Origin of the sequence: Methylobacterium hispanicum, assembly GCF_022179285.1 — a bacterium.
Classification (GTDB): domain Bacteria; phylum Pseudomonadota; class Alphaproteobacteria; order Rhizobiales; family Beijerinckiaceae; genus Methylobacterium; species Methylobacterium hispanicum.
Genome location: NZ_BPQO01000005.1, coordinates 17,441 through 43,080 on the forward strand (window position 1 = coordinate 17,441; position 25,640 = coordinate 43,080).

At 70.6% G+C, this 25,640-nt stretch carries 23 protein-coding genes and 1 riboswitch; of the genes, 16 read left to right on the top strand and 7 right to left on the bottom strand.

Features of this window, described 5'->3' with window-relative positions:
* The first annotated feature begins 240 nt into the window (after positions 1-240).
* The 16 genes from purB to MFF56_RS07085 all read left to right on the top strand — a co-directional run bounded on the left by purB (position 241) and on the right by MFF56_RS07085 (position 18,979).
* Positions 241-1,548 (top strand): adenylosuccinate lyase, encoded by a 1,308-nt coding sequence (purB, locus tag MFF56_RS07010; RefSeq protein ID WP_066925022.1) that lies wholly within the window; start codon positions 241-243, stop codon positions 1,546-1,548.
* Positions 1,549-1,613: 65 nt separating this feature from the next.
* Positions 1,614-2,471: a D-amino-acid transaminase gene (locus tag MFF56_RS07015; protein ID WP_066925020.1), complete on the top strand. Its 858-nt coding sequence runs from the start codon at positions 1,614-1,616 to the stop codon at positions 2,469-2,471.
* Between the two features lie 65 nt (positions 2,472-2,536).
* Positions 2,537-2,878 (top strand): hypothetical protein, encoded by a 342-nt coding sequence (locus MFF56_RS07020; protein ID WP_066925018.1) that lies wholly within the window; start codon positions 2,537-2,539, stop codon positions 2,876-2,878.
* 62 nt (positions 2,879-2,940) lie between these two features.
* A complete protein-coding gene (locus tag MFF56_RS07025) occupies positions 2,941-4,461 on the top strand; it encodes a malonate--CoA ligase (RefSeq protein ID WP_066925030.1) in 1,521 nt (506 codons plus the stop codon).
* 160 nt (positions 4,462-4,621) lie between these two features.
* Complete coding sequence (locus tag MFF56_RS07030) at positions 4,622-5,704, top strand: YihY/virulence factor BrkB family protein (RefSeq protein ID WP_238229883.1); 1,083 nt, start codon at positions 4,622-4,624, stop codon at positions 5,702-5,704.
* Between the two features lie 58 nt (positions 5,705-5,762).
* Positions 5,763-6,176 (top strand): peptide-methionine (R)-S-oxide reductase MsrB, encoded by a 414-nt coding sequence (msrB, locus tag MFF56_RS07035; protein ID WP_066925026.1) that lies wholly within the window; start codon positions 5,763-5,765, stop codon positions 6,174-6,176.
* A 289-nt stretch (positions 6,177-6,465) separates the two neighbouring features.
* A complete protein-coding gene (locus MFF56_RS07040) occupies positions 6,466-7,395 on the top strand; it encodes a CYTH domain-containing protein (protein ID WP_066921905.1) in 930 nt (309 codons plus the stop codon).
* Between the two features lie 448 nt (positions 7,396-7,843).
* Positions 7,844-9,250 (top strand): dicarboxylate/amino acid:cation symporter, encoded by a 1,407-nt coding sequence (locus MFF56_RS07045; protein ID WP_066921907.1) that lies wholly within the window; start codon positions 7,844-7,846, stop codon positions 9,248-9,250.
* A gap of 8 nt (positions 9,251-9,258) precedes the next feature.
* The gene (locus tag MFF56_RS07050) at positions 9,259-10,200 is read left to right on the top strand and encodes an ROK family protein (RefSeq protein ID WP_082773018.1); all 942 of its coding nucleotides are present in this window, start codon (positions 9,259-9,261) and stop codon (positions 10,198-10,200) included.
* A gap of 67 nt (positions 10,201-10,267) precedes the next feature.
* Entirely contained in the window at positions 10,268-12,193 is a 1,926-nt protein-coding gene (dnaG, locus tag MFF56_RS07055) for a DNA primase (RefSeq protein WP_066921892.1), read from the top strand.
* 199 nt (positions 12,194-12,392) lie between these two features.
* The gene (rpoD, locus tag MFF56_RS07060; RefSeq protein ID WP_066921891.1) at positions 12,393-14,387 is read left to right on the top strand and encodes an RNA polymerase sigma factor RpoD; all 1,995 of its coding nucleotides are present in this window, start codon (positions 12,393-12,395) and stop codon (positions 14,385-14,387) included.
* Between the two features lie 127 nt (positions 14,388-14,514).
* Complete coding sequence (locus tag MFF56_RS07065; RefSeq protein WP_066921890.1) at positions 14,515-15,783, top strand: adenylate/guanylate cyclase domain-containing protein; 1,269 nt, start codon at positions 14,515-14,517, stop codon at positions 15,781-15,783.
* A gap of 132 nt (positions 15,784-15,915) precedes the next feature.
* A riboswitch (TPP riboswitch) is annotated at positions 15,916-16,046 on the top strand.
* Positions 16,047-16,114: 68 nt separating this feature from the next.
* Entirely contained in the window at positions 16,115-17,323 is a 1,209-nt protein-coding gene (gene thiO / locus MFF56_RS07070; protein WP_238229884.1) for a glycine oxidase ThiO, read from the top strand.
* Entirely contained in the window at positions 17,320-17,532 is a 213-nt protein-coding gene (thiS, locus tag MFF56_RS07075; protein ID WP_066921887.1) for a sulfur carrier protein ThiS, read from the top strand. Before thiO ends, thiS begins: the two co-directional genes overlap by 4 nt.
* Positions 17,533-17,535: 3 nt before the next feature.
* A complete protein-coding gene (locus MFF56_RS07080; RefSeq protein WP_066921885.1) occupies positions 17,536-18,342 on the top strand; it encodes a thiazole synthase in 807 nt (268 codons plus the stop codon).
* Complete coding sequence (locus MFF56_RS07085; RefSeq protein ID WP_066921883.1) at positions 18,329-18,979, top strand: thiamine phosphate synthase; 651 nt, start codon at positions 18,329-18,331, stop codon at positions 18,977-18,979. Before MFF56_RS07080 ends, MFF56_RS07085 begins: the two co-directional genes overlap by 14 nt.
* Before the next feature lie 103 nt (positions 18,980-19,082).
* Here the strand turns inward: MFF56_RS07085 and MFF56_RS07090 are convergent, their stop codons facing one another.
* The 7 genes from MFF56_RS07090 to map form a co-directional block, all read right to left on the bottom strand.
* A complete protein-coding gene (locus MFF56_RS07090; RefSeq protein WP_066921882.1) occupies positions 19,083-19,568 on the bottom strand; it encodes a hypothetical protein in 486 nt (161 codons plus the stop codon).
* A 66-nt stretch (positions 19,569-19,634) separates the two neighbouring features.
* Complete coding sequence (locus MFF56_RS07095; RefSeq protein WP_066921879.1) at positions 19,635-20,384, bottom strand: proteasome-type protease; 750 nt, start codon at positions 20,382-20,384, stop codon at positions 19,635-19,637.
* Between the two features lie 59 nt (positions 20,385-20,443).
* Complete coding sequence (locus MFF56_RS07100; RefSeq protein ID WP_066921878.1) at positions 20,444-21,271, bottom strand: transglutaminase family protein; 828 nt, start codon at positions 21,269-21,271, stop codon at positions 20,444-20,446.
* A gap of 26 nt (positions 21,272-21,297) precedes the next feature.
* On the bottom strand, positions 21,298-22,242 hold the full coding sequence (locus tag MFF56_RS07105) for an alpha-E domain-containing protein (protein WP_238229885.1): 945 nt from the start codon (positions 22,240-22,242) through the stop codon (positions 21,298-21,300).
* A gap of 72 nt (positions 22,243-22,314) precedes the next feature.
* Positions 22,315-23,754, bottom strand: coding sequence for a circularly permuted type 2 ATP-grasp protein (locus MFF56_RS07110; protein ID WP_066919978.1), 1,440 nt, complete (start codon positions 23,752-23,754; stop codon positions 22,315-22,317).
* A gap of 91 nt (positions 23,755-23,845) precedes the next feature.
* Complete coding sequence (gene radC / locus MFF56_RS07115) at positions 23,846-24,634, bottom strand: RadC family protein (RefSeq protein ID WP_066919980.1); 789 nt, start codon at positions 24,632-24,634, stop codon at positions 23,846-23,848.
* Positions 24,635-24,638: 4 nt separating this feature from the next.
* The gene (gene map / locus MFF56_RS07120) at positions 24,639-25,469 is read right to left on the bottom strand and encodes a type I methionyl aminopeptidase (protein WP_066919982.1); all 831 of its coding nucleotides are present in this window, start codon (positions 25,467-25,469) and stop codon (positions 24,639-24,641) included.
* Positions 25,470-25,640 lie beyond the last annotated feature (171 nt).

The following is a 25,640-nucleotide window of genomic DNA, read 5'->3' on the forward strand; positions in this document are numbered from 1 at the left end:
TCTAACTTTCAGGCTAAGCCGTTCATACAGGGGCCGGACCTCCGTCCGCCCCCGCTCCGAGGCTAATCCCGACCCATCGCCGAACCTGTCCGGATGTTGCCGGCCGGCAACATCCGGGGCGCGGCCGAGCCCGGCGCCCGGATGCGTTGAGCCTGCCGGGTCCGCGTGCTAGGCGCCGCGCATCGGGCGGCGTCCTCCGGGGCGCGGCCCTGCACGCACTGGACTGATCGAGGCGCCCGCATGATCCCCCGCTATTCTCGCCCCGCGATGAGCGCGATCTGGACGCCGGAGACCCGCTTCCGGATCTGGTTCGAGATCGAGGCGCACGCCACCACCGCGCTCGCCGAGATCGGCGTCGTGCCGAAAGCCGCCGCCGAGACGATCTGGGCGAAGGGGCGAGACGCCCAGTTCGACGTCGCCCGGATCGACGCGATCGAAGCGGTGACGAAGCACGACGTCATCGCCTTCCTGACGCATCTGGCCGAGATCGTCGGGCCGGACGCCCGCTTCGTGCATCAGGGCATGACCTCGTCGGACGTGCTCGACACCTGCCTCAACGTGCAGCTGGTGCGCGCGGCCGACATCCTGATCGCCGACGTGGACGCGCTGCTTGCCGCGCTCAAGCGCCGGGCCTTCGAGCACAAGAGCACGCCGACCATCGGACGCTCGCATGGCATCCACGCCGAGCCGGTGACCTTCGGGCTGAAGCTCGCCCAGGCCTACGCCGAGTTCGCCCGCAACCGTGCCCGGCTCGTCGCCGCCCGCGAGGAGGTCGCGACCTGCGCGATCTCGGGCGCGGTCGGCACCTTCGCCAACATCGACCCGCGGGTGGAGGAATATGTCGCCAAGCAGATGGGCCTGAGCCCCGAGCCCGTCTCCACGCAGGTGATCCCGCGCGACCGGCACGCGATGTTCTTCGCCACGCTCGGCGTCGTCGCCTCCTCGCTGGAGCGCCTCGCCATCGAGGTGCGCCACCTGCAGCGGACCGAGGTGCTGGAGGCCGAGGAGTTCTTCTCGGAGGGCCAGAAGGGCTCCTCCGCGATGCCTCACAAGCGCAATCCCGTGCTCACCGAGAACATCACCGGCCTCGCCCGGATGGTGCGCGGCTACAGCATCCCCGCGATGGAGAACGTGGCGCTCTGGCACGAGCGGGACATCTCGCATTCCTCGGTCGAGCGCATGATCGGCCCGGACGCGACCGTGACCCTCGACTTCGCGCTCGCCCGCATGACCGGCGTGATCGACAAGCTGCTGATCTACCCGGCCAACATGCAGCGGAACCTCGACCGCCTCGGCGGCCTCGTCCACTCGCAGCGGGTCCTGCTGGCGCTGACCCAGGCCGGCGTCTCGCGCGAGGATTCCTACCGGCTGGTCCAGCGCAACGCGATGCCGGTCTGGCGCGGCGAGGGCGACTTCCTCACCCTGCTCAAGGCCGACCCGGAGGTCACCGCGGCGTTGAAGCCCGAGCAGATCGAAGAGTGCTTCGACCTCGGCTATCACCTGAAGCACGTGGACACGATCTTCCAGAGGGTGTTCGGCGAGGCCTGACGCGCTCTCCGCACGAATCCTGCTACGCACGTCTGCACGACCAACAGCCAGAGGCCGGACCCGCCGTGACCACTCCCCGCATCGTCTACCTCAACGGCGCGTTCCTGCCCTTCGAGGAGGCCAAGGTCCCGGTGATGGACCGCGGCTTCCTGTTCGCGGACGGCATCTACGAGGTCTCGGCGGTGCTCGATGGCCGGCTGGTGGACAACGCCGCGCATCTGGCCCGCCTCGACCGGTCGCTCGGCGAGATCGGCATCCGCAACCCGCACAGCCTGGACGAGTGGGAGCGGCTGGAGACGGAGCTCGTCGCGCGCAACGGGCTCGCCGAGGGGCTGGTCTACATGCAGGTGACCCGCGGTGTGTACGAGCGCGATTTCGGCTTCCCGCCCGCCGACACCGCCCCCACCGTGGTGATGTTCACGCAAGCCAAGACGGTGGCGGCCAACCCGCTGGCCGAGCGCGGCGCCAAGGTGATCACCGTCGAGGACATCCGCTGGAAGCGACGGGACATCAAGTCGGTGGCCCTGCTCGCCCAGGTGCTCGCCAAGCAGGCGGCGGTCGCGGCCGGCGTGTCCGAGGCCTGGATGGTCGAGGACGGCGCGGTGACGGAGGGCTCGTCCTCGACGGCCTTCATCGTCACGCAGGATCGCCGCCTCGTCACCCGCCCGCTCTCGACGGCGCTGCTGCCGGGCATCACCCGGGCGGCGGTGCTGCGGCTCGCGGCGGAGGCCGACCTCGTGGTGGAGGAGCGGCTGTTCTCGGTGGAGGAGGCGCGCGCCGCGCAGGAAGCCTTCTACACCAGCGCCTCGTCCTTCGTGATGCCGGTGGTCGAGATCGACGGTGCGGCGGTCGGCGACGGCCGGCCCGGACCGCTCGGCCGCCGTTTGCGCGCGCTCTACATCGAGATGGCCCGCGCGGGCTGATCTCGGAACGGATCCTCTCAGGCCTCGTTCCCCCTGCCGTACGTGAGGCCTGAGAGAGATTCGAGATGCGCAAGATCCTGACCGGGCTCGCCGCCGGGGCGTTCGCCCTCGGGGCATCGGCCGCGCTCGCGCAGAACCCCGACGCGCCCCTGAGGAACCGCGACACCGATCCGGCGCTACCGCCCCAGAACCAGACGCCGCCGGACCGGGTCCGCCCCGAGGCCGACGCGCCGCCCAAGGACCAGAATCTGAGCGACAAGCTCCAGAGGAACGACGGCGTGATCAAGCCGCCCGGCAACGCCGCCGAGGGCATGGTGGTGAAGCCGCCGGAGACGGAGGGCGGCTCGATGCCGGTGATCAAGCCCGGCGAGCTGCCGGGCCGCCAGCCCGGCACGGAAGCGAAGTAGGCTCGGGAGGGCACCGTCGCCCCCGCTGGCGCGCGGGCGCGGCTGTGCTAGGGCTCGCCGCCATGACGAATCATCTGTTCGCCCTCGTGCGGGAGAGCCTGCCCGCCGACCCCGCCAAGACCTTCATCGAGACGCAGGACGGGCGCACCTACAGCTACGCCGACCTCCTGGCGCGCTCGGGTGCGTACGCGGCGGCGCTTCGGGGGCTCGGCGTGCGGCCGGGCGACCGCGTCGCCGTGCAGGTCGAGAAGAGCGCCGAGGTGGTGTTCCTCTATCTCGGCGTCGTGCGGGCCGGCGCGGTCTTCCTGCCGCTCAACACCGCCTACACGGCGGCCGAGATCGGTTACTTCCTGGGCGATGCGGAGCCCGCAATCTTCGTCTGCGATCCGGGCAAGCGCGATGCGCTGGCCGACGTCGCCGCGAAGGCCGGCGTCGGCCACATGCTCACCCTCGACGCCTCGGGGCACGGCAGCGTCGCCGAGGCCGCGGACCGGGCCGGCACGGCCGAGTTCGCCGACGTGGAACGGGGCCCGGACGACCTCGCCGCGATTCTCTACACCTCGGGCACCACCGGGCGCTCGAAGGGCGCGATGCTCTCCCACGAGAACCTCGCCTCGAACGCCCGGACGCTCAGGGCATACTGGCGCTTCACGCCCGACGACGTGCTGATCCACGCGCTGCCGGTGTTCCACACCCACGGGCTCTTCGTGGCCACCAACACGGTGCTGGTGTCGGGCGGGACGATGCTGTTCCTGCCCCGGCTCGATGCGAAGCTGATTCTTAAGCTGATGCCGCGGGCGACGGCCATGATGGGCGTACCGACCTTCTACACCCGGCTGCTGAAGGAGCCCGGCCTGAACCGCGAGGCGACCGGGCACATGCGCCTGTTCGTCTCCGGCTCGGCGCCGCTGCTCGCCGAGACGCACCGCGCGTGGCAGGCCCGCACGGGCCACGCCATCCTCGAGCGCTACGGCATGACCGAGACCAACATGAGCACCTCGAATCCCTACGAGGGCGCGCGGGTTGCCGGCACGGTCGGGTTGCCCCTGCCGGGCGTGTCGATCCGGGTGGTCGATCCCGACACCGGCCGGGCGCTGCCGGCCGACACGGTCGGCATGATCGAGGTGAAGGGCCCGAACGTCTTCCAGGGCTACTGGCGCATGCCCGAGAAGACGGCCGCCGAGTTCCGGGCGGACGGGTTCTTCATCACGGGCGACCTCGGCAAGATCGACCCCGACGGCTACGTCCACATCGTCGGGCGCGGCAAGGACCTGATCATCACGGGCGGCTTCAACGTCTACCCGAAGGAGGTCGAGACCGAGATCGACGCGATGCCGGGCGTGGTCGAGTCGGCGGTGATCGGGCTGAACCACCCGGATTTCGGCGAGGGCGTCACGGCGGTGGTGGTGCCGGGCGAGAACGCGCCGGACGAGGCCGCGATCCTCGCTCATCTCGAAGGGCGGCTCGCCAAGTTCAAATGTCCGAAGCGGGTGCTCTTCGCGGCGGAACTGCCCCGCAACACCATGGGCAAGGTTCAGAAGAACCGCCTGCGCGAGGAGTATGCAGGGCTCTACGCGGGCTGACGCGCGCGTCCACACGCCCGCTCGGAACACCCCGCCCTACGGCGACGTTTGGCACCCGTGCGCGCCCACGCGCATGCCGGTGCTCGACTGCCCCATGACAGCCCAAGATCCACGCCCGTCTGCAACGCCGGAGGGCGCCCCCGCGTCGGTGCTGTGGACGATGCTTCTGGGCTCCGCCCTGATCGCCCTCGCGCTCGCACCGAGGCGCGGCCCCGACGACGCGGCCCTCGAGCCGCCCGAGCGCGGCGAGACCGGGGCGCGCTCCTATACCGGCCGCTCGGCGGCGCTGGTGGCCGCGACGCAGCCCGAGCGCGGACGCGGTGCCAAACGCCCGGACGAGATCCCGCAGAACGGCTGGAAGGACATCGTCTACCGGGTCTACCTCGAGTTCAACAAGGACCGGGTCCTCTCGGTCGCGGCGGGCGTGACCTTCTACTCGCTCCTCTCGCTGTTTCCCGCGATCGCCGCGCTGGTCTCCTGCTACGGCCTGGTCGCGGATGCCAACGTGATCAACGAGCACCTCGCCGCGATGCAGGGCGTGCTGCCCTCCGGCGCGATCGACATCATCGGCGAACAGGTCAAGCGCATCACCGCGAAGGGCGGCGGCGCGCTGAGCTTCACCTTCCTGACGAGCCTCGCGCTCTCGCTCTGGAGCGCGAACGCCGCCATGAAGGCGATGTTCGACGCGCTCAACGTTGTCTACGAGGAGGAGGAGAAGCGCAGCTTCCTCATGCTGAACCTGCGTTCGCTCACCTTTACGGTCGGCGCGCTCGTCTTCATCATCCTGGCGCTGACGTCGATCGTGGTCCTGCCGGTGGTGTTCACCTTCGTGGGGATCAGCAACAGCGCGTGGCTCATCGCGGCGCTGCGCTGGCCGGCGCTCCTGCTCGTCCTGCTCGCCGGCCTCTCGGTGCTCTACCGTTACGGCCCGAGCCGCGAGCACGCGCGCTGGCGCTGGGTCGGTGTCGGCAGCGTCGTGGCCTGCCTGCTCTGGCTCGTGGCCTCGCTGCTGTTCTCCTGGTACGTGACCAATTTCGGCAACTACAACGAGACGTACGGATCGCTCGGCGCGGTCATCGGCTTCATGACCTGGATCTGGATCTCCTCGACGATCGTGCTGCTCGGCGGCGAGATCAACGCGGAGATCGAGCACCAGACCGCGATCGACACCACGACCGGCCCGGCCCTGCCGATGGGTCTGCGCGAGGCGCGCATGGCCGATTCCCTCGGCGCGGCGGCGTGACGACTCGCGCCGGCCCGCCCGAGGCGCCATATCTGCCGCGACAGACATGGAGGATCCGATGGCCGCGACCGACGCGACGAGCGCCCCCGAGACCCGCAGCGACGCCGAGTGGCGCGACGCGCTCACCCCGGACCAGTACCGGGTGCTGCGCGAGCACGGCACCGAGCGGGCCGGCACGAGCTGCCTGCTGGCCGAGAAGCGGGCCGGTACCTTCACCTGCGCGGGCTGCGGCGCGCCGCTCTTCGAGCAGGGCACGAAGTTCGAGTCGGGCACCGGCTGGCCGAGCTTCTTCGAGCCCCTGCCCGGGGCCGTCGAGACCACCGTCGATCGCAGCCACTGGATGGTGCGCACCGAGGTGCACTGCGCCCGCTGCAAGGGCCATCTCGGCCACGTCTTCGACGACGGCCCGGCCCCGACCGGCCTGCGCTACTGCATGAACGGCGTGGCGTTGAACTTCGAGCCGGCCGATTAGGCGGGCCGGAGGACCCGAATCCGTGGGGACGGCGCCGGCGATCCGGGGCTATCTCCCGGTTTCGTCTTGATTTTGGCGGCTTTCTGCTTAGTCCCTGACGGCAGGAGAGGTTGTAATCGTTCTGTCGACCGGTGATCGCGCGCCCGACGCGCGGCCTGGCTGCCCAGTCCACTGGCTGCCCGGGCTCGTCCGCTTCCGGTCTTCCGACGACCACGACCCGAACGGCGACCCGCCGGCCCCGCGCCGGCGGGCGGCGTACCGCCGGAAGGCTTAAGCGGAGGTAAAGAGTATGAGCGTCGTCCGCCGTTTCCTGATCGCGCCCGCCCTGGTCCGCCTGATCCGCAAGGAGCGCGGCGGGTCGCGCATCACCGAGGGCTACTTCGCGCCGCAGGCCGGCCGCACCTCCTTCGTGCGCGTCGACGGGCAGAACTGCCATCTCGTCCTCACCGTGAAGGGTGCCGACGGTGTGCTCAACGAGGAGCGCACCGAGGTGCCGCGCGCCCACGGCGACGCGCTGCTCGACGTCTGCCCCGGCAAGGCCGCCTACGACCGCACCGCCCTCACCGTCACGGGCCGCGAGGTGCTGATCGACCGCTACGTCAGCCCCGGCACCCTCGACCTCGTCAGCGTCGGCTTCGACAACGAGAACGACGCCCGCGGATTCTCGGTCCCGGCCTGGTTCGGCCGCGAGGTCAGCGAGGACGCCGCCTTCGAGCGTCAGGCGGTGGCGCTTCAGGGCGTGCCGCAGGCCGGCGACGTGGCCCTGAGCAACGCCGCGCTCGACGCGGTGCTCGACCTGCTGGAGCCGCGCTTCGGCTTCGGCCGCTACGGCAACAACACCGCCCCGCGCGCGGCGGAGTCCCGCCCGGAGGGCGACGAGGGCGTCGTGAACTCCCTGCGGCGCATCGCGGGCGGTGGCGCTGCCGGCGCGACGATGGCCGTTCCCGCCGCCGCCGAGCCCGCCTCGGAGCAGCCGGCCGAGCCGTCAGCCCCGGCGCCCGAGCCCGTCGCCGAGCAGGCTCCGGTTCCGGCCTCGGCGCCCGAGGAGCAGCGCCCTACGGACGCGCGCATCGACGACGTGATCGAGAGCCTGTCCCAGGCGCTCGGCGCGGCGATCCAGCAGCCGCAGGAGCCGGCGCAGCCGGCCTCCGGCGAGGATCCGGGCGCGGGCTTCGAGCGCTGGACGGTTCGTCCGCGCCGGACGCAGCCGCAGACCTGAGGCCGGCTCCGCCCGCCCACCACCATCGAACCTTGCTCTCGCCCGGCCGCGCACCCGCGTCGCCGGGCGAAACGCTTCTGGAGAGGCCGACCACGCTCCCGGCCGGCCCGCGCCGGCGCTTCGCGGGGCGGGGGCGAAATCGCACGAACAACTGAACTCCAGCCGCTGGGGCGCGCGCTCGAAAGTCTTGAGGCGTCCATCGTCACGCTTCGACTGCCCGGCTTCGCGCGATATGTCCGAACGACTGCCCTGAGAAACAGCGGGCTTTTGTCACGCATTCCGCGCGGCCGGCCGTCCGGCCGGCGTTGAGGGCCCTCGGCAAAGCCGCTAGAGCAACCCAGGGCGCAGTTTCATCCGCGCCGTTTGAAAAGAATCGAGTGTGTGTCCCCACAGAGGGACCGCGAGGAGGCACGGGGTTTCCCGTGCGCGGGGGGACCGGATGGCCCAGATGACCCAAGCTGCCACGACGAGCCACGCCGAGCCGGCCGGCGGCGCTCCGCGCGAGCCCTGGTACAAGGTGCTCTACATCCAGGTGTTGATCGCGATCGTCCTGGGCGTGGCCGTCGGCTATCTCTATCCCGAGTTCGGCAAGTCGCTCAAATGGCTCGGCGACGCCTTCGTGGCACTCATCAAGATGATGATCGCGCCGATCATCTTCTGCACGATCGTGCACGGGATCGCCTCGATCGGCGACCTCAAGAAGGTCGGCCGCGTCGGCCTGAAGGCGCTGATCTACTTCGAGGTCGTCTCCACCCTGGCGCTGCTCATCGGCATCGTGGTCGGCGAGGTGATCCAGCCGGGCGCAGGCTTCCACGCCGATCCCTCGAAGCTCGATGCCAGCAAGGTCGCGGGCTACGCCCAGAAGGCCGCGGCCGACTCGACCGTCGCCCACATCATGGCGCTGATCCCGAAGAGCTTCTTCGACGCCTTCGCCACCGGCGACCTGCTGCAGGTGCTGCTGATCTCGATCCTCACCGGCGTCGTCGTCACCGGCATGGGCAAGAAGGCGGAGGGCATCGCCCACGCCATCGACATGGCCGGCCAGGTCTTCTTCCGCATCATCGGCCTGATCGTGAAGCTCGCCCCCATCGGCGCCTTCGGCGCGATGGCCTTCACCATCGGCGAGTACGGCATCCAGAAGGTCGTGGACCTCGCCTGGCTCGTCGGCACGTTCTACGTCACCTCGGCCCTGTTCGTGATCGTGGTGCTCGGCTCCATCGCGCGGGTCGCCGGCTTCTCGATCTTCCGCTTCCTGGCCTACATCAAGGACGAGCTGCTCATCGTGCTCGGCACCTCCTCCTCCGAGACGGTGCTGCCGCACATGATGACGAAGATGCGCCGGCTGGGCGCCTCCGACTCGGTCGTCGGCCTCGTCATCCCGACCGGCTACTCGTTCAACCTCGACGGCACCAACATCTACATGACGCTGGCCACGCTCTTCCTGGCGCAGGCCGTCGGCGCCGACCTCTCGGTGGGGCAGTACGCCACCATCATCCTGGTCGCGATGCTCACCTCGAAGGGCGCCTCGGGCGTTACCGGCGCGGGCTTCATCACGCTCGCCGCCACCCTCGCCGCCATTCCGAACAACCCGGTCCCGGTCGCGGCGATGACCCTGGTTCTCGGCATCGACAAGTTCATGTCCGAGTGCCGCGCCATCACCAACCTGATCGGCAACGGCGTCGCCTGCGTGGTGGTCAGCCGCTGGGAGGGCGAGCTCGACACGGCCAAGCTCAATCAGGTGATGGCCCATCCCGTCTCCATCGGCACCGACATCTCGGACCACTCGCCCGAGCCGATGGACACCGACACGCAGAACGCGCCCGCGCCGGGCACGAAGGTCGCCGCGGCCGAGTGAGTGCGGGATTGCGCCTGGGCATCGATCTCGGCGGCACGAAGATCGCCGGGATCGTCCTCGATCAGGCTGGCGCCACCCGGGCGGAGGCGCGGGTGGCGACGCCGCGGGGCGACTACCGGGCCACGCTCCGCGCCGTCGCCGACCTCGTCGCCCGGCTGGAAGCCGAGGCCGGCGGATCCTGCAGCGTCGGCATCGGCATGCCGGGCGCCGTCTCGTCGCGCACGGGGCTCGTGAAGAACGCCAACTCCACCTGGCTCAACGCTCGGCCCTTCCGAGCCGACATCGCCGACATCCTCGGCCGGCCGGTGCGTGTCGAGAACGACGCCAACTGTCTCGCGGTGTCCGAGGCGGTCGACGGTGCTGCGGCCGGCGCCCGCGTCGTGTGGGCCATCATCCTCGGGACCGGCGTCGGCTCCGGCATCGCGATCGAGGCCCGCGCGCTCTCCGGCCGCGACCGCATCGCGGGCGAGTGGGGCCACAATCCCCTCCCCGCCCCGACCGATTCCGAGCGGCCGGGACCGCCCTGCTACTGTGGTCGCTCGGGCTGCATCGAGACGTGGCTCTCAGGGCCGGCCCTGGCCGCCGACCACGCCCGCCGCACCGGCGCGGAGGCCACCGGAGAGGCGGTGATCGCGGCGTTCCGGGCGGGGGACCCGGCGGCGCGGGCGAGCCTCGCGGCCTACCGGGACCGGCTCGGACGCAGCCTGGCCCACGTCGTCAACATCCTCGACCCGGACGTGATCGTGGTCGGCGGCGGCCTCTCGCGGGTGCCCGAACTGCTCGACGACCTCGCCGCCGCGGTCGCGCCCCATGTCTTCTCGGACGCGTTCGACACGCCGATCCGGCCCAGCCTGCACGGCGACGCCTCAGGCGTGCGCGGCGCGGCCTGGCTGTGGAATGGGGACGGTTCAGATCCGCTCTCACCGCAATCCACAGGCGCGGCCGCTTAACCCCGCGGTGGCGACCGTCGCGCTACAATGGCCGGTCCGCCGACGGATTCGCGAACCGCAGAGAGCCGTGCGCTACCCGCCCCACCTCCTGGAAGAGATCCGCAGCCGCCTGCCCGCCTCGGACGTGGTCGGTCGCACGGTGAAGCTGAAGAAGGCCGGCCGCGAGTGGCGCGGGCTGTCGCCGTTCAACGCCGAGAAGACGCCCTCCTTCTACGTGAACGACCAGAAGCAGTTCTTTCACTGCTTCTCCTCCGGCAAGCACGGCGACGTCTTCACCTTCCTGATGGAGACCGAGGGCCTGACCTTCCCGGAGGCCGTCGAGCGGCTGGCCTCCGAGGCCGGCGTCGCGCTGCCCGCCCCCTCCGCCAACACCGCGGCGATCGAGACCAAGCGCCGGGGCGCGATCGAGGTGATGGAACTCGCAGCCCTCTGGTTCGAGGAGCGCCTGCGCGCACCCGTCGGCGCGGGCGCCCGGGAATACCTCGACCGGCGGGGCCTCGGCGGCGAGACGCTGCGCCGCTTCCGCATCGGCTACGCCCCGAGCGAGCGCTACGGCCTGCGCGACTATCTCGCGAGCAAGGACGTCGAGAAGGGTCTGATGGCCGAGCTCGGCCTCCTCGTCTCGGGCGACGACATCGCGGTCCCGTACGACCGTTTCCGCGACCGGGTGATGTTCCCGATCTGCGATGCCCGCGGCCGGGTCATCGCCTTCGGCGGGAGGGCCATGCAGGCGGAGGCCAAGGCCAAGTACCTCAACTCGCCCGAGACCCCGCTCTTCCACAAGGGTCAGGGCCTCTACAACCTGCATCAGGCGCGCAAGGCCGCCCACGAGCGCGGCACCATCCTGGCGGTCGAGGGCTACGTCGATGCCATCGCGATGACGCTGGCCGGCCACCCCAACACCGTGGCGCAGCTCGGCACGGCGGTCACGGAGGAGCAGCTCGCCCTGCTCTGGCGCTACGCCGACGAGCCCATCCTCTGCTTCGACGGCGACAAGGCCGGGCAGCGCGCCGCCCACCGCACGCTGGAGGTGGCGTTACCCCTCCTCACGCCGGGCAAGTCGCTCCGCTTCGCCGTGATGCCCGAGGGCCAGGATCCGGACGACCTCCTGCGCGCGGAAGGACCCGCGGCGATCGATCGGGTGCTCGCGGCGGCCCAGCCGCTCGTCGAGGTGTTCTGGGCCCACGCGCTCGCCGCCGGGCAGACCGACACGCCCGAACGCCGCGCGCGCCTCGCCGCGACGCTGCGCGAGACCGTCGGCTCCATCCGCGACGAGACGGTGAAGCGCTACTACCGCGACGAGATCGAGGAGCGCCTGCGCGGCCTCTCGCCCCGCAACGCCGCGCGCCAGCCCGGCGGCGCCCCGAGGCCGGGGAGCTCTCCCGGCGGGTACGGGGGCGGCTTCCAGCGTCGGCCCCGGCCCGGCGATCCACCCCCCTCCCCGCGGATGCGGGCGGCGCCGAGCCCGTCCATGACCGCCTCGGCGGGCTTTGCGGGCGCCGCCCCGGTGCGCGAGGCGGTGATCGCCGCCCTGCTCCTCGTCCATCCGGACATGATCGGCGCCTTCGCCGACGAGTTGATGGTGCTGGAATTCGAGCACCCGGACGCGCGCGCGATCCTCTCGCTGCTGCTCGATTGCGCGGCCGAGGCCGGCGATCCGGACCGGACGGTGATCGAGGCGCGGCTGGCGCGCGCCGGGCTCGGGGAAGCCGCGGCCCGGCTCACGGCGATGGCGCGCTCGCGCGACTGGCGCACGCTGGAGCCGCATGCCGACCCGGCGCTCCGCGAGGATGCCCTGAGGCAGGCCATGATCTTGCACCGCAAGGCTGGAGCGCTACATAGCGAACTCCGTCAGGCAGAGCGGGCCTTCGCCGAAGAGCCGACCGAGGCGAACTGGTCCTGGCTCTGCCAGGCCAAGGAGGGGCTGGCGATCGTGATAGCGGCAGAGGCGGAGACGACCCCGCCCGAGACGAGCGACTCGACTGTGTCCTGATCCTTGTGCCATTGGCACGGAGGCGCCGCATCTCGTGCGGCATGGTTAACAATCGGTCAAGCGTCACGCTTGCATACGGGACGTGGGACAGGGCGCGGCCGGAAGGTCCGGACGCGCGGCAGGCGCGGTGCGGCGTCGATGATGCGGAGTGGCCGGCAGGCCCCGTCATCGGACCGCCGGGCAAAACAATAGGCTGATCATGGCGACCAAGGCAACGGAACGGGACGAGGCGGACACCGCTCCGGAGCAGCAGACGGATGGACCGCTCCTCGACCTGACCGATGCGTCGGTCAAGCGGATGGTGAAGCTCGCCAAGAAGCGCGGCTACATCACCTACGAGGAGGTCAACGAGGTCCTGCCCGACGGGCAGTCCGACCCGGACCAGATCGAGGACGTGCTGGCCCAGCTCTCCGAGATGGGCATCAACGTCGTCGAGGCCGAGGAGACCGACGAGGCCGCGGCCGAGAAGCCGGCCAACGGCGAGGCCGCCGACGACGAGGAGCCCGAGGGGGCCGAGGTCGCCGAGGTGGCGCCGACCAGCCGGGCGGTCGCCACCACCACCACGACGCGCGAGCCGACCGACCGCACGGACGATCCCGTGCGCATGTACCTGCGCGAGATGGGCTCGGTGGAGCTTCTGTCCCGCGAGGGCGAGATCGCCATCGCCAAGCGCATCGAGGCGGGGCGCGAGGCGATGATCGCGGGCCTCTGCGAGAGCCCGCTGACCTTCCAGGCGATCATCATCTGGCGGGACGAGCTCGTCGAGGGCAAGGTCCTCCTGCGCGACATCATCGACCTTGAGGCCACCTATGCGGGCCCCGACGGCAAGAACGGCCCGCAGCTCGCCGAGGGCGAGAGCGAGGACGGCGAGGATTCCGAGTCGGCGGCGCCCGAGGGCGGCGACGACGAGGACGACATGGAGAACAACGTCTCCCTCGCCGCCATGGAGGCCGAGATCAAGCCGAAGGTCCTCGAGACTTTCGACGCGATCGCCAACAACTACCGCAAGCTGCGCCGGGCCCAGAACGAGGGCTCGGAGCGCCGCGCCGCGGGCGAGCAGAACACCGACGCCCAGAACCAGAAGCAGATCGAGCTGAAGGACACCGTCGTCGCCGACGTGAAGTCCCTCTCGCTCAACAACAACCGCATCGAGGCGCTGGTCGAGCAGCTCTACGACATCAACAAGCGCCTGATCAGCCACGAGGGCCGGCTGATGCGCTACGCCGAGAGCCACGGCGTGGCGCGCGATGAGTTCCTGCGCCACTACCAGGGCTACGAGCTCGACCCGAACTGGATGGAGCGCGTCGGCACGCTCGGCGGCCGCGGCTGGAAGAACCTCGTCGAGAAGGGTGGCCGTCAGGTCGCGACGCTGCGCGAGCAGATCCTGACGCTCGCCTCCGAGACGGGCCTGGAGATCGGCGAGTACCGCCGCATCGTCAACATGGTCCAGAAGGGCGAGCGCGAGGCCCGGCAGGCCAAGAAGGAGATGATCGAGGCCAACCTCCGCCTCGTGATCTCGATCGCCAAGAAGTACACCAACCGCGGCCTGCAGTTCCTGGACCTGATCCAGGAGGGCAACATCGGCCTGATGAAGGCGGTCGACAAGTTCGAGTACCGCCGCGGCTACAAGTTCTCGACCTATGCCACGTGGTGGATCCGGCAGGCGATCACGCGCTCGATCGCCGACCAGGCCCGCACCATCCGCATCCCGGTGCACATGATCGAGACGATCAACAAGATCGTCCGCACCTCGCGTCAGATGCTGCACGAGATCGGCCGCGAGCCGACTCCGGAGGAGCTGGCCGAGAAGCTGGCCATGCCGCTGGAGAAGGTCCGCAAGGTCCTGAAGATCGCCAAGGAGCCGATCTCGCTCGAGACCCCGATCGGCGACGAGGAGGACAGCCACCTTGGCGACTTCATCGAGGACAAGAACGTCGTCCTGCCGATCGACGCGGCGATCCAGTCGAACCTGCGCGAGACCACGACGCGCGTGCTCGCCTCGCTCACGCCCCGCGAGGAGCGCGTGCTGCGCATGCGCTTCGGCATCGGCATGAACACCGACCACACCCTCGAAGAGGTCGGCCAGCAGTTCTCGGTCACCCGTGAGCGCATCCGTCAGATCGAGGCTAAGGCGCTGCGCAAGCTCAAGCACCCGAGCCGGTCGCGCAAGCTCCGCAGCTTCCTCGACAACTGAGCTTTCCCGCCGCGCGTCTTCCATGACGCGCGGCGTCTGCGCTAAGATCCTGGGCGCGACGCCGAGGTGGGGAAGCCCGCATGGCAGCGCGTCTTGCTTTGCCCGGCCGATCCACCACCTTGGCCTTATGCTCGAACGCCGCCCGCCACAGCCCGTACCGCCCACGGCCCTGGCCGACGGGTCGGAGGCGGACGACGTGCCCTTCGGGGCGCTGCAGCCCTGCGTCGCCATCCGCGACTGGCTGCTCAGCGAGGGCGCCCGCCTGCCCCAGGCCGACGACCTCCTCGCCGGCCTCGCCGAGCGCCTCAACCGGATCGGCGTGCCAATCGACCGTGCCTCGACGGCGATCGACACCCTGCACTCGGAATATTCCGGCATCGGCCGCGTCTGGACGCGCGAGGCCGGCTCGACGGTGCGCCTGTTCCCGCACGGCGAGGTCTCGGAGCGCGCCTATCACGAGAGCCCATTCTTCACCGTCCACGAGTCCGGCGAGTGGCTACTGCTGGACCTGACCAGGGCCGGCGAAGACCCCTACAGCATCGTGCCGGAGCTGCGCGCGGCGGGTTACACCCACTACGTCGTGGCGCCGCTCTTCTTCACCAACGGCACCCGCAACGGCATCACCTTCGCGACCCGCAGCCCCGAGGGCTTTCGCGACGAGGACATCGCCATCCTGCGCTTCGTGATGCCGGCGCTCGCCGCCGTGATGGAGATGCGCCTCGTCAACAAGCAGCTCGACCACGTGCTGCGGATCTACGTGGGCGACGAGCCGCACCGGGCGATCCTGTCGGGCGACATCCGGCGGGGACAGGTGAAGCGCATCCGCTCGGCGATCCTGTTCGCCGACATGCGGGACTACACCCGCATCTCCGCCGACATGACGCCCGAGGAGGCCGTGGACCTCCTCAACGTGTTCTTCGACTGCCTCGTGCCGCCGATCGAGCGGGAGGGCGGCGAGGTGCTGAAATATCTCGGCGACGGGCTGCTCGCGATCTTCCGCGAGCCGGGCGACGACCTCGGCGGGGCCGCCAAGGGCGCGTTGACCGCGGCCGAGTCGGCGCTGGCCGCACTCGACGAGGCCAACGCTCTGCACCTCTTCTCCGTGCCGGTCACCGCCGGCATCGCGCTCCATCACGGCGAGGCCGCCTACGGCAACGTCGGCTCGGGCCAGCGGCTCGACTTCACGGTGATCGGCCGCGACGTGAACCTCGCCAGCCGCCTGTCGCGCCTCAACCGGCTGCTCGGCGAGCCGCTGCTGATGTCGAAGCCCTTCGTGGATTTCCTCTGGGGCGACCCGGAGCATTGCGGCGAGCACCAGCTCGACGGATTCGACGAGCCGATGGCCGTGTACAAGCCGAAGGCGAAGGCGGCGGTGCTGGAACGCCTGCGGGCTTGAGCCCGAGCGACAGCCCTCGCGGTCGCCCTCCCCCGCAGAGGGGGGAGGGAGATGCTGATTCCCGTGCTCTCCCAAACCCCTCCCCTCTCATATCCCCGTACTTGACCCGATCGCCCGCCGGGTCCACATCACGCCTGTTCCAGGGAGATCCCCGGCAAGGGGCTGAGAAACCGCTGGCACGCTCGTCTCTGAGCCTGCGGCGCGGAAATCCTTCGAACCTGATCCGGCTCATACCGGCGTAGGGATTGGACCGGGGCCCCGTGACGGGCCCGCGCGCTTCACCAGGAAGCGATGGCCACCGATCCCTGCGGGCAGACGCGGAGATCGCAGCGTGGCAGACTGGCCCGCCTCACCCATCGGACAGCGCCGCGGCCTCGGCGAGGCCGGCGAAGCGCAGGGCCTACCGGAGCGCGCGGACGTCGCGGTCGTCGGCGGCGGCCTGATCGGGCTCGCCAGCGCGTGGCGGCTTGCCCGTTCCGGCAAGAGCGTTGTGGTGGTCGAGCGGGAGCGCGTCGGCGCGGGCGCGAGCCTTGCCGCCACGGGCATGCTGGCGCCCGCCGCCGAGCACGAGCCGGGCTCCGACCTGCTCCTGCCGCTCGCCCTCGATTCGCTCGCCCGCTGGCCGGACTTTCGCGACGACCTTCAGGCGGCCTCCGGCATCGATATCGACTACCGCCAGGAGGGCACGCTGGTGCTGGCCATCGGCCGGGACGAGGTCGAGCGCCTGCGCTTCCGCTACGACCTGCAGCGCCGCTCCGGTGTCGCCGCCGAGTGGCTCGCCGGCACCGAGGTGCGCCGTCGCGAGCCGACGCTCCGCCCCTCGGTGACGGCGGGCGTGTTCTGCCCGCTCGACCATCAGGTCGATCCCCGCAAGGTGATGCGGGCGCTGGTGGCGGCCTGCCGGGCGGCCGGCGTCGCCGTGGTGGAGGGCTGCGCCGCGACCGGGCTCGACTGGACCGGCTCCCGCGTCACCGGCCTCGCGACGGAGCGCGGCACGATCGCGGCCGGGACCGTGGTGCTGGCGAGCGGTGCCTGGAGCGGCGCGGCCGGCCTTCTGCCCGACCACCTCGCCCTGCCGGTGCGCCCGCTCAAGGGCCAGTCGCTGGCGCTGCGCACCACCCGGCAGACCGGCACGCTCGCCCACATGGTCTGGACCGAGCAGGTCCACATGGCGCCGAAGGGCGACGGGCACCTGATCGTCGGCGCCACGGTCGAGGATTGCGGGTTTCGCGAGGGCGTCACCGCGGGCGGGCTCTACGCGCTGCTCGAAGGCGCGCGCCGAGTTCTGCCGGGCATCGAGGAGATGGCGGTCGAGGCCGTGTGGAGCGGCTACCGCCCGACCTCGGACGACGACGCACCGATCATCGACACCCTGGCGCCGGGCCTCGTGGCGGCCACCGGCCACCACCGCAACGGCTACCTGGTGGCGCCCGCAACCGCCGACGCGGTGGCCGCTCTCCTCACCACCGGCGCGCTCCCCGAGATAGCCCGCCCCTTCACGCTCGCCCGCTTCCGGGCCGAGGCGCGGGCCATCGCATGAGCATCCTCGTCAACGGCGAGCCGCGCGAGCACGCGGCCGAAACCGTCGCGGCGGTGTTCCGGGCCGAGGCCGTGGAGAGCGGTATCGAGAGCCCGGAGGGCGTCGCCATCGCGCTGAACGGCCGTGTGGTGCGCCGCCGGGACTGGGAGGCGACGCCCGTGCGCGACGGCGACCGCATCGAGATCGTCCGCGCCATGCAGGGAGGCTAGAGCATGAGCGAGCAGAACACCGTCACCCCGCTGCGGCCCGGGACGGACGACCCGCTGGTGATCGCGGGCGTGCCGCTGGGAAGCCGCCTGTTCATCGGCACAGCCGGCTACCCGAGCCAGGCGATCATGCGCGATGCCGTCGAGGCCAGCGGGGCGGAGGTCGTCACCGCCTCGATCCGCCGTGTCTCGCTCCAGGGCCACGGCTCGGATACGGTCAAGATCCTCAAGGGCAAGCGCTTCCTGCCCAACACCGCCGGCTGCGAGACCGCCCGCGACGCGATCATGACCGCCGAGCTCGCCCGCGAGGCGCTCGACACGACCTGGATCAAGGTCGAGGTGATCGGCGACCGCGAGACCCTCTACCCGGACGTCGCCGAATTGATCGAGGCTTGCCGCCACCTCGTGGACGACGGCTTCACGGTGCTGCCCTACTGCAACGACGACCCGATCGTCTGCCAGCGCCTCGAAGACATCGGCTGCGCCGCCGTGATGCCGATGGGATCGCTGATCGGCTCCGGCATGGGCGTGGCGAACCCGGCCAATCTCGAGCTGATCTGCCGCCGCGCCCGCGTGCCGGTGGTGGTCGATGCCGGCATCGGCACGGCCTCCGACGCGGTGATCGCGATGGAGCTCGGCGCCTCGGCCTGCCTCATCAACACCGCGGTGGCGAAGGCCGACGATCCGGTCCGCATGGCCCGCGCCATGCGTCGCGCCGTCGAGGCGGGGCGCGACGCGCATCTTGCGGGCCGCATCCCCAGGCGCGGCCGGGCCGAGCCGTCGAGCCCGCAGCTCGGCCTTGTCGGCTCTTAGCCTTCCGGGGCCGCTCCTCGTCGTCACCGACCGGCTCGGCTCGGACCGCTCGCTCGCCGACACGGTGGCGGCCTGCCTCGATGGCGGCGCCCGCTGGGTCTGGTTCCGCGACCGGGACCTCGATCCGGCCGAGCGCCGCCGCCTCGGCGCGACCCTGCTCGGCCTGACACGGGCGGCCGGTGCGCGGCTGACGATCGGCGGCGACCTCGACCTCGCGGCGGAACTCGGCGCTGATGGCGTGCATCTCGGCGGCGGCCAGCATGACCGGATCGCCGCGGCCCGCGCGCGTCTGGGACCGGCCGCCCTCGTCGGCGTCTCGGCCCACACGCTCGCCGAGGTCGCCCGCGCCGCCTTCGAGGGCGCCGATTACGCCACCCTGAGCCCGATCTTCGCCAGCGCGAGCAAGCCGGGCTACGGGCCGGCCCTCGGTCCCGACGCGATCCGGGACGCGGCCGCCACGGGGTTGCCGATCGTGGCGCTCGGCGGCGTCTCGGCCGAGACGTTGGATGCCTGCCTCGCGGCCGGCGCCAAGGCCGTCGCGGTGATGGGCGGCCTGATGCGCGCACCCGATCCGGCCGTGGCGACGCGCCGCCTGCTCGGACGGTTTCCGGTCAATCGGTTCGGAGATGTCGCCTGAACCGCGCCGAGGCACGTGGCCGCCCTATGCGATTGCCCTGACCTTCGGGAGAGGGGACCCCGCGCCTTCTCCCGGATCGGATCCGCAAAACTGGTCCCCCGCATCAGGATCCGGCCGGGCGCCGCATGATCCGGGGCCGCCAGACGCCGAGCACGACGTTGGCGGTGGCGACCGCGAGGATCACCCAGAGCGTGCCACGCTCGGCCCCGAGCGACTGGGCGAGCGTCGCGGGATCGACCGTTCCGGCGAGCGCGGCCGCGCTGCGCCGTGCCTCCTCCTGCATCGGCCCCAGGATGCCGACGAAGCCGGATTCGAAGACGAGGATGCCGGTGGCGAGCTTCAGGAGTGCCCAGCCCGCGCTGTGGAAGGCCCGGTTGAAGGCGATGGCGAGAAGCCCCGAGAGCAGCACCAGGGCGAGCGAAGGAAAGAAGATCCAGGTCGCGATCGCCCCCATCGCGCCGCGCATCAGCGCGTACCCCTGGAGGGCGGTCGGCGGCGGCGCGAGGGCGAGCAGCACGAGGAGCGTGGCCATCGCCCCCATGAGACCGATCGCCCCCATCGTGTGGAGGAATTTGAGAAGGCGCCGCACGTCGTCCGCACGAATCCCCGCATTCGGCCGACAGCCTAGCGCGGGCGGAGGACGCGCGGTAGCGGCCTACTTCGCCGCGGGCCCGTAGGGCGGTCGCGGGATCGCCCGGTGGGCGGCCCGGAGCGCCGCCGACCAGCGCTCGCGCAGGTCGTGGAAATAGGTTTCGCCGGCCTCGATCCGGTGGTTCACCTCGAGCGTCAGGGCGCCGCGGCGCGCCACCGCGATGTCGAGCGGCAGGCCGACGCCGAGATTCGAGCGCATGGTGGAATCCATCGAGACGAGCCCGATCTTCAGCGCGTCGTAGAGGTCGGTCTCGAACTTCACCGCCCGGTCGAGGATCGGCTTGCCGTATTTGTGCTCGCCGATCTGCAGGAAGGGCGCGTCGGTCGAGCACTCGATGAAGTTGCCGGCCGAGTAGATCAGGTAGAGCCGCATCGGCTCGTCGCCGATCTGGCCACCGAACAGCAGCGAGATCGAGAAGCGGATCTGCGCCGCCTCGAAGCCGGCCCGCTCGATGCTGCGCACCCGCCGGATCGCCCGGCCGACGAGCTGGGCCGCCTGGAACATCGTCGGAGCCTCGACGAGCTTGGCCGGCGGCTCGCCGTCGTCGCCCGGCACGCCCTCCGACAGGAGGCTCAGGACCGATTGCGTGACTGAGAGGTTGCCGGCCGAGGCCAGCATCATCACGCGCTCGCCGGGCACGTTGAAGTGGTGCAGCTTGCGGTAGGTCGAGATGTCGTCGAGCCCCGCATTGGTGCGGGTATCGGCCACCATCACGAGCCCGTCCTCGACGAGCAAACCGACGCAGTAGGTCATGGCAGGGGTCAGCTTCTCGTCCGCTGCCGGGGCGGACGCCTGGAGAGAATCGGGGACGCTCAGGATTGCCGGGCGGCCTGGGCTTGCTCCACCTTGAGCGTGACGTCCAGCGTCTCGGTGCCGCCGCCGGTGCGGCTGCCGCGGATCGGGGCCGCGCCGAGATAGTCGAGGCCGCTCGCCACACGGACGTAGTGCTCCGAGGTCCCCTCCCCGTGGGCTGGGTCGAAGGCGACCCAGCCGAGATCGGGTACCAGCGCCTCGGCCCAGCCGTGCGGCGTCTCCGCGCCGTCCGCCTCGTCCTCCCGCTTGCGGTAGCCGGAGACGTAGCGGGCCGGGATCTCCAACTGGCGGGCCGCCGTGATGAAGACGTGCGCGACGTCCTGGCAGACGCCGCGCCCGGCCTCGAAGGCCTTGGCCGCGGTGACCGCCGCGCTTGCCGGACCCCGCTCGAAACGCACCCGCTCGTGGACCGCCGCGAGCAGCCGGTGGAGCATCGGCAGCGCCGCGCGCTCGCCCGCATCCCGGACCTGCGCGGCGAAATCCTGGATGTCCTGGCTCGCCACGCAGAGGTCGGTCTCGCGCAGGTAGAACAGGTCCGGCAGCCGCTCGACCGCACCGCGCACGATGCCGTGGCTCTCGAGCGTATCGACCTCGCCGGTGACCCGGATGGTCAGCGCGTCGGCGGGCTCGTCCGGGGTGAACCAGTGCACGACGTTGCCGAACCCGTCCTCGCGCTCGGTGAGGCGGCCATCGACGGAGGTGTCGATGCGCCAGCGCCGGACATACTGCCCGTCATGGTCCCGCGGCGTCATGCGCAGGACCTGGATCAGGCCGCGGGCCGGATGCTCGTAGGTGTAGTGGGTCTCGTGGACGACGCTGAGGCGCATGCGGAATGTCTCACCGGTTGGCGGCGTCAGACCAGGTACTGGTCGGCGATCGCCTGCCCGACCCGGTTGTTCTCGCCGATGAAGGCGGTCACGAACTCGTGCAGGCCGGCTGCGAAGATCCGATCGATGTCCTCGCCCTCCAGGCGCGCCAGCATGTTGCTGGCGAGTCGCTGGCTCGGGCCGCGCCGCCCGTAGGCGTCGGCTATCAGGTCGAGATGCTCCACCAGCATGCCGTAGCAGTTGGCGAAGGAGCGCGGCATCTGCCGGTTCAGGATGAGGAGGTCGGCCACCAGCAGCGGCTTGATGCTCTCCCGGTAGACCCAGTGATAGGCGTTGAAGGCCGAGACCTCGCGCAGGATCGTGGTCCACTGGAAGTAGTCGAGGCTGCCGCCGACCTTCTCGCTCGCCGGCAGCAGGATCTGGTACTTCACGTCGAGGATGCGGGCGGTGTTGTCGGCCCGCTCGATCGCCGTGCCGAGCCGGGTGAACCAGTAGGCGTCGTTGCGCAACATCGTGCGGTAGGCCGAGCCGTCGAAGGTCAGCGAGATGCCCTTCACCCAGTCGAGGAAGCGCGAGAACTCGTCCCGTGTCAGGTCGCGGCCCTCGTAGGAGCGCAGTTCCAGCCACGCGCCGTTGATCGCGTCCCACATCTCGGTGGTGAGCGCGGTGCGGACCGAGCGGGCGTTCTCGCGCGCCGTCTCGATGCAGGTGCGGATCGAGGACGGGTTCTTCGGGCTGAAGGCCAGGAAGTCGCAGACCGTGTGGCTGTTGACCGTGTCGTAATGCGCCTTGAAGGCGTCGGTATCGCCCGCGGAGGCGAGCGCGGAGGCCCACTCGTTGGTCTCGCCGCCCCCGTAGCTCGTCGGCAGCGAGGCGAGACGGTGGGCCGCGTCGAGGATGCGGGCGACGAACTCGGCGCGCTCGACGTAGCGCGAGAGCCAGTAGAGGTTGTCGGCGGTGCGGGACAGCATGGGCGCTTCGCTGGGTTCGGCCGGTGAGGGCTCGATCGCTCGGTAGGGTTTCGTCTCGCGCGGGGCGGCGCCTCAGCCGTCCAACACCCAGGTATCCTTCGTGCCGCCGCCCTGGCTGGAATTCACCACCAGCGAGCCCTCCTTCAGCGCCACGCGGGTCAGGCCGCCCGGCACGATGCGGATCTCGTCCGCGCCGCAGAGCACGAAGGGCCGGAGATCCACGTGCCGGGGCGCCACGCCCGAGGCCACGAAGGTCGGGCAGGTCGAGAGCGAGAGCGTCGGCTGGGCGATGAATCCGTCCGGCGCGTGGCGCAGGCGCCGGCCGAACTCCTCGATCTCGCGCTTGGTCGCGTGCGGGCCCACCAGCATGCCGTAGCCGCCCGAGCCGTTGACCTCCTTGACGACGAGGTCCTTCAGGTTGTCCATCACGTACGCGAAGGCGTCCTTCTCGCGGCAGCGATAGGTCGGGACGTTGTGCAGGATCGGCTCTTCGCCGGTGAAGAACTTCACGATCTCGGGCATGTAGCTGTAGACCGCCTTGTCGTCGGCGACCCCCGTGCCGACCGCGTTGGCCAGCGTCACGGTCCCGCGCTCGTAGGCGTTCATCAGCCCCGGCACGCCGAGCACGGAATCGGGGCGGAAGACCAGCGGGTCGAGGAAGTCGTCGTCGAGGCGGCGATAGATCACGTCGACCCGGCGCGGTCCCTCGGTGGTGCGCATGTAGACGACGTCGTCCTTGGTGAAGAGGTCGGAGGCCTCCACCAACTCGACGCCGAGCTTGTCGGCCAGGAACGAGTGCTCGTAGAAGGCCGAGTTGTAGCGCCCCGGGGTCAGGAGCACGCAGGTGGGGTCGCGCGTGGCGGTGGCGGGCGCGAGGCTGCGCAGCGTCGCCAGCAGCGCGTCCGGGTAGTTCTCGACCGGTGCGACCCGGTGGCGGGAGAACAGGTCGGGAAAGAGCCGCAGCATCACCTCCCGGTTCTCCAGCATGTAGGACACGCCGGACGGGATGCGGGCGTTGTCCTCCAGCACGAAGAAATCGTTCTCGCCGGTCCGCACGATGTCGATGCCGGCGACGTGGACGTAGAGGTCGTGCGGCACCCGAAAGCTGCGCATCTCCATGCGGTAATGCGCGTTGCGATAGACGAGGTCGGCCGGGATGATACCGGCCTTGATGCATTCCTGCGGGCCGTAGACGTCCTTCAGGAAGGCGTTGATGGCGGTCACCCGCTGCTTCAGCCCGCGCTCGAGGAACCCCCATTCGGGCTTGGTCAGCACCCGCGGGATGATGTCGAACGGGATCAGTCGCTCGGTCGATTCGTTGTCGCCGTAGACCGCGAAGGTGATGCCGATGCGGCGAAACAGCAGTTCCGCCTGGCTGCGGCGGGTGTTGAAATGGTCGGAGGGCGTGGTGTCGAGCCAGTTTTTCAGTTGTCCGTAGGCGTTGCGGATGTCCGCCGCGGTCGCGGCCGATCCTCCGTGTCCCGTCATCTCGTCGAACGCCACACCGGCCATCGCGCTGCCTCCCAGATACCGCACGCTAGAGGCAAGAGGCGCGCCACGCCAAGGATCCGCGGGGACCCGCGGGCTCGATCGCGCTACAACCTCAGAACAGCTTCAGCCCTTTCAGGCTGGCGTGCCCGGTGCGTCCGAGAATGATGTGGTCGTGCACGATGATTCCAAGTGGATCGAGCACATTCACCACCTCGCGTGTCATCCGGACGTCGGCCGCCGAGGGGCTGGGATCGCCCGAGGGGTGGTTGTGGGCCAGGATGATGGCGGTGGCCGAGAGTTCGAGGGCGCGGCGCGCCACCTCGCGGGGATAGACCGGCGTGTGATCCACGGTGCCGCGTCCCTGCACCTCGTCGGCGATGAGGTGGTTGCGCTTGTCGAGGAAGAGGATCCGGAATTCCTCCCGTGCCGAGAAGGCCATGGTGGTGCGGCAATAGTCGAGCACCGCGCTCCAGGACGAGAGGAGCGAGCGCTCCTGGACCGCGCCGCGGGCCAGGCGGCGGCCGGCCGCCTCGGTCAGCTTGAGATCGACGATCACGCCGGGGCTGATGCCCTCGACCTCGGCAAGACGCGCGGGCTCGGCGCTCACGACCTCGGCGAAGCTGCCGAAGCGGTCGATCAGCGCCTTGGCGAGGGGTTTCACGTCCCGGCGGGGAATGGCTCGGAACAGGACGAGTTCGAGCAGTTCGTAATCCGGAAGCGCGTCGGCGCCGGCCTGTGCGAACCGGGCGCGCAGGCGCTCGCGGTGGCCGTGATAGTGCGGCGGCTCCGCGCCGCCCTTCGCCGGCGCGCTGTCTCCTCGGCCGTCCGCCCCGTCCACCGCCGGGCTCGCGGCGGCGCCGAGGTCGAGCAGCCCGCCGGGACCGGAGCCGCGCCGGGCCATCGGGTCAGGCGCCCGGGTTGGTGGGCTGGTGCAGGCCTCTGGGCGAGACCGTGAAGATCTCGCAACCCGTCTCGGTGACCGCGACGGTGTGCTCGAACTGGGCGGAGAGCGAGCGGTCCCGGGTGACCGCGGTCCAGCCGTCGGCCAGCACCTTCACGGAGGGGCGTCCGAGATTGATCATCGGCTCGATGGTGAAGAACTGGCCCGCCTTCAACGGCACGTCGTAGCTCGCCTCGACGTAGTGCAGGATGGTGGGCGCGTCGTGGTAGGTGCGACCGAGGCCGTGGCCGCAGAAGTCGCGCACCACCGAGCAGCGCTCCGCCTCGGCGTAGTCCTGGATCGCCCGGCCGATGTCGTTGGTCGAGCCGCCGGGCCTGACCGCCGCGATGCCGCGCATCAGCGCCTCGTAGGTGATCTCGCACAGGCGCGCCGCCTTGCGGGGCACCTCGCCCACGAAGGCCATGCGGCTCGAATCGCCGTGCCAGCCGTCGAGGATCAGGCAGATGTCGAGGTTGACGATGTCGCCCTCGCGCAGCGGCTTGTCGTTCGGGATGCCGTGGCAGACCACGTGGTTGATCGAGGTGCAGATCGACTTCGGGTAGCCGCGGTAGAGGAGCGAGGCCGGGTAGGCGCCGTTGTCCATCGCGAACTCGTAGGCGAGCCTGTCGAGTGCCTCCGTGGTGATTCCGGGCTGGGTCGCCTCCATCAGGAGGTCTAGGGCCTCGGCCGTCAGGCGGCCCGCCCGCCGCATGCCCTCGAAGCCCTCCGGCCCGTGGATCGGTGCCTCGGGGGAACGGCGCGCGCCCTGCGCGGTCGCTTGGTCTTGCTGGTTCATTCGGCGGGTCTTGCGCTGCGGCGTCTCTCAGCCGCTATGTACGGTGTGCGGGGGCTTTCCGCCAAGCGGCACGACGTATCGGGCACGCGCCGGCAGGGCTCGCGCGGCGGCCCGGATGGAGCGCGGGCTTGCGTGCGGCGCGGCGCTTCCCCCATAAGCGGCAGCGGATCG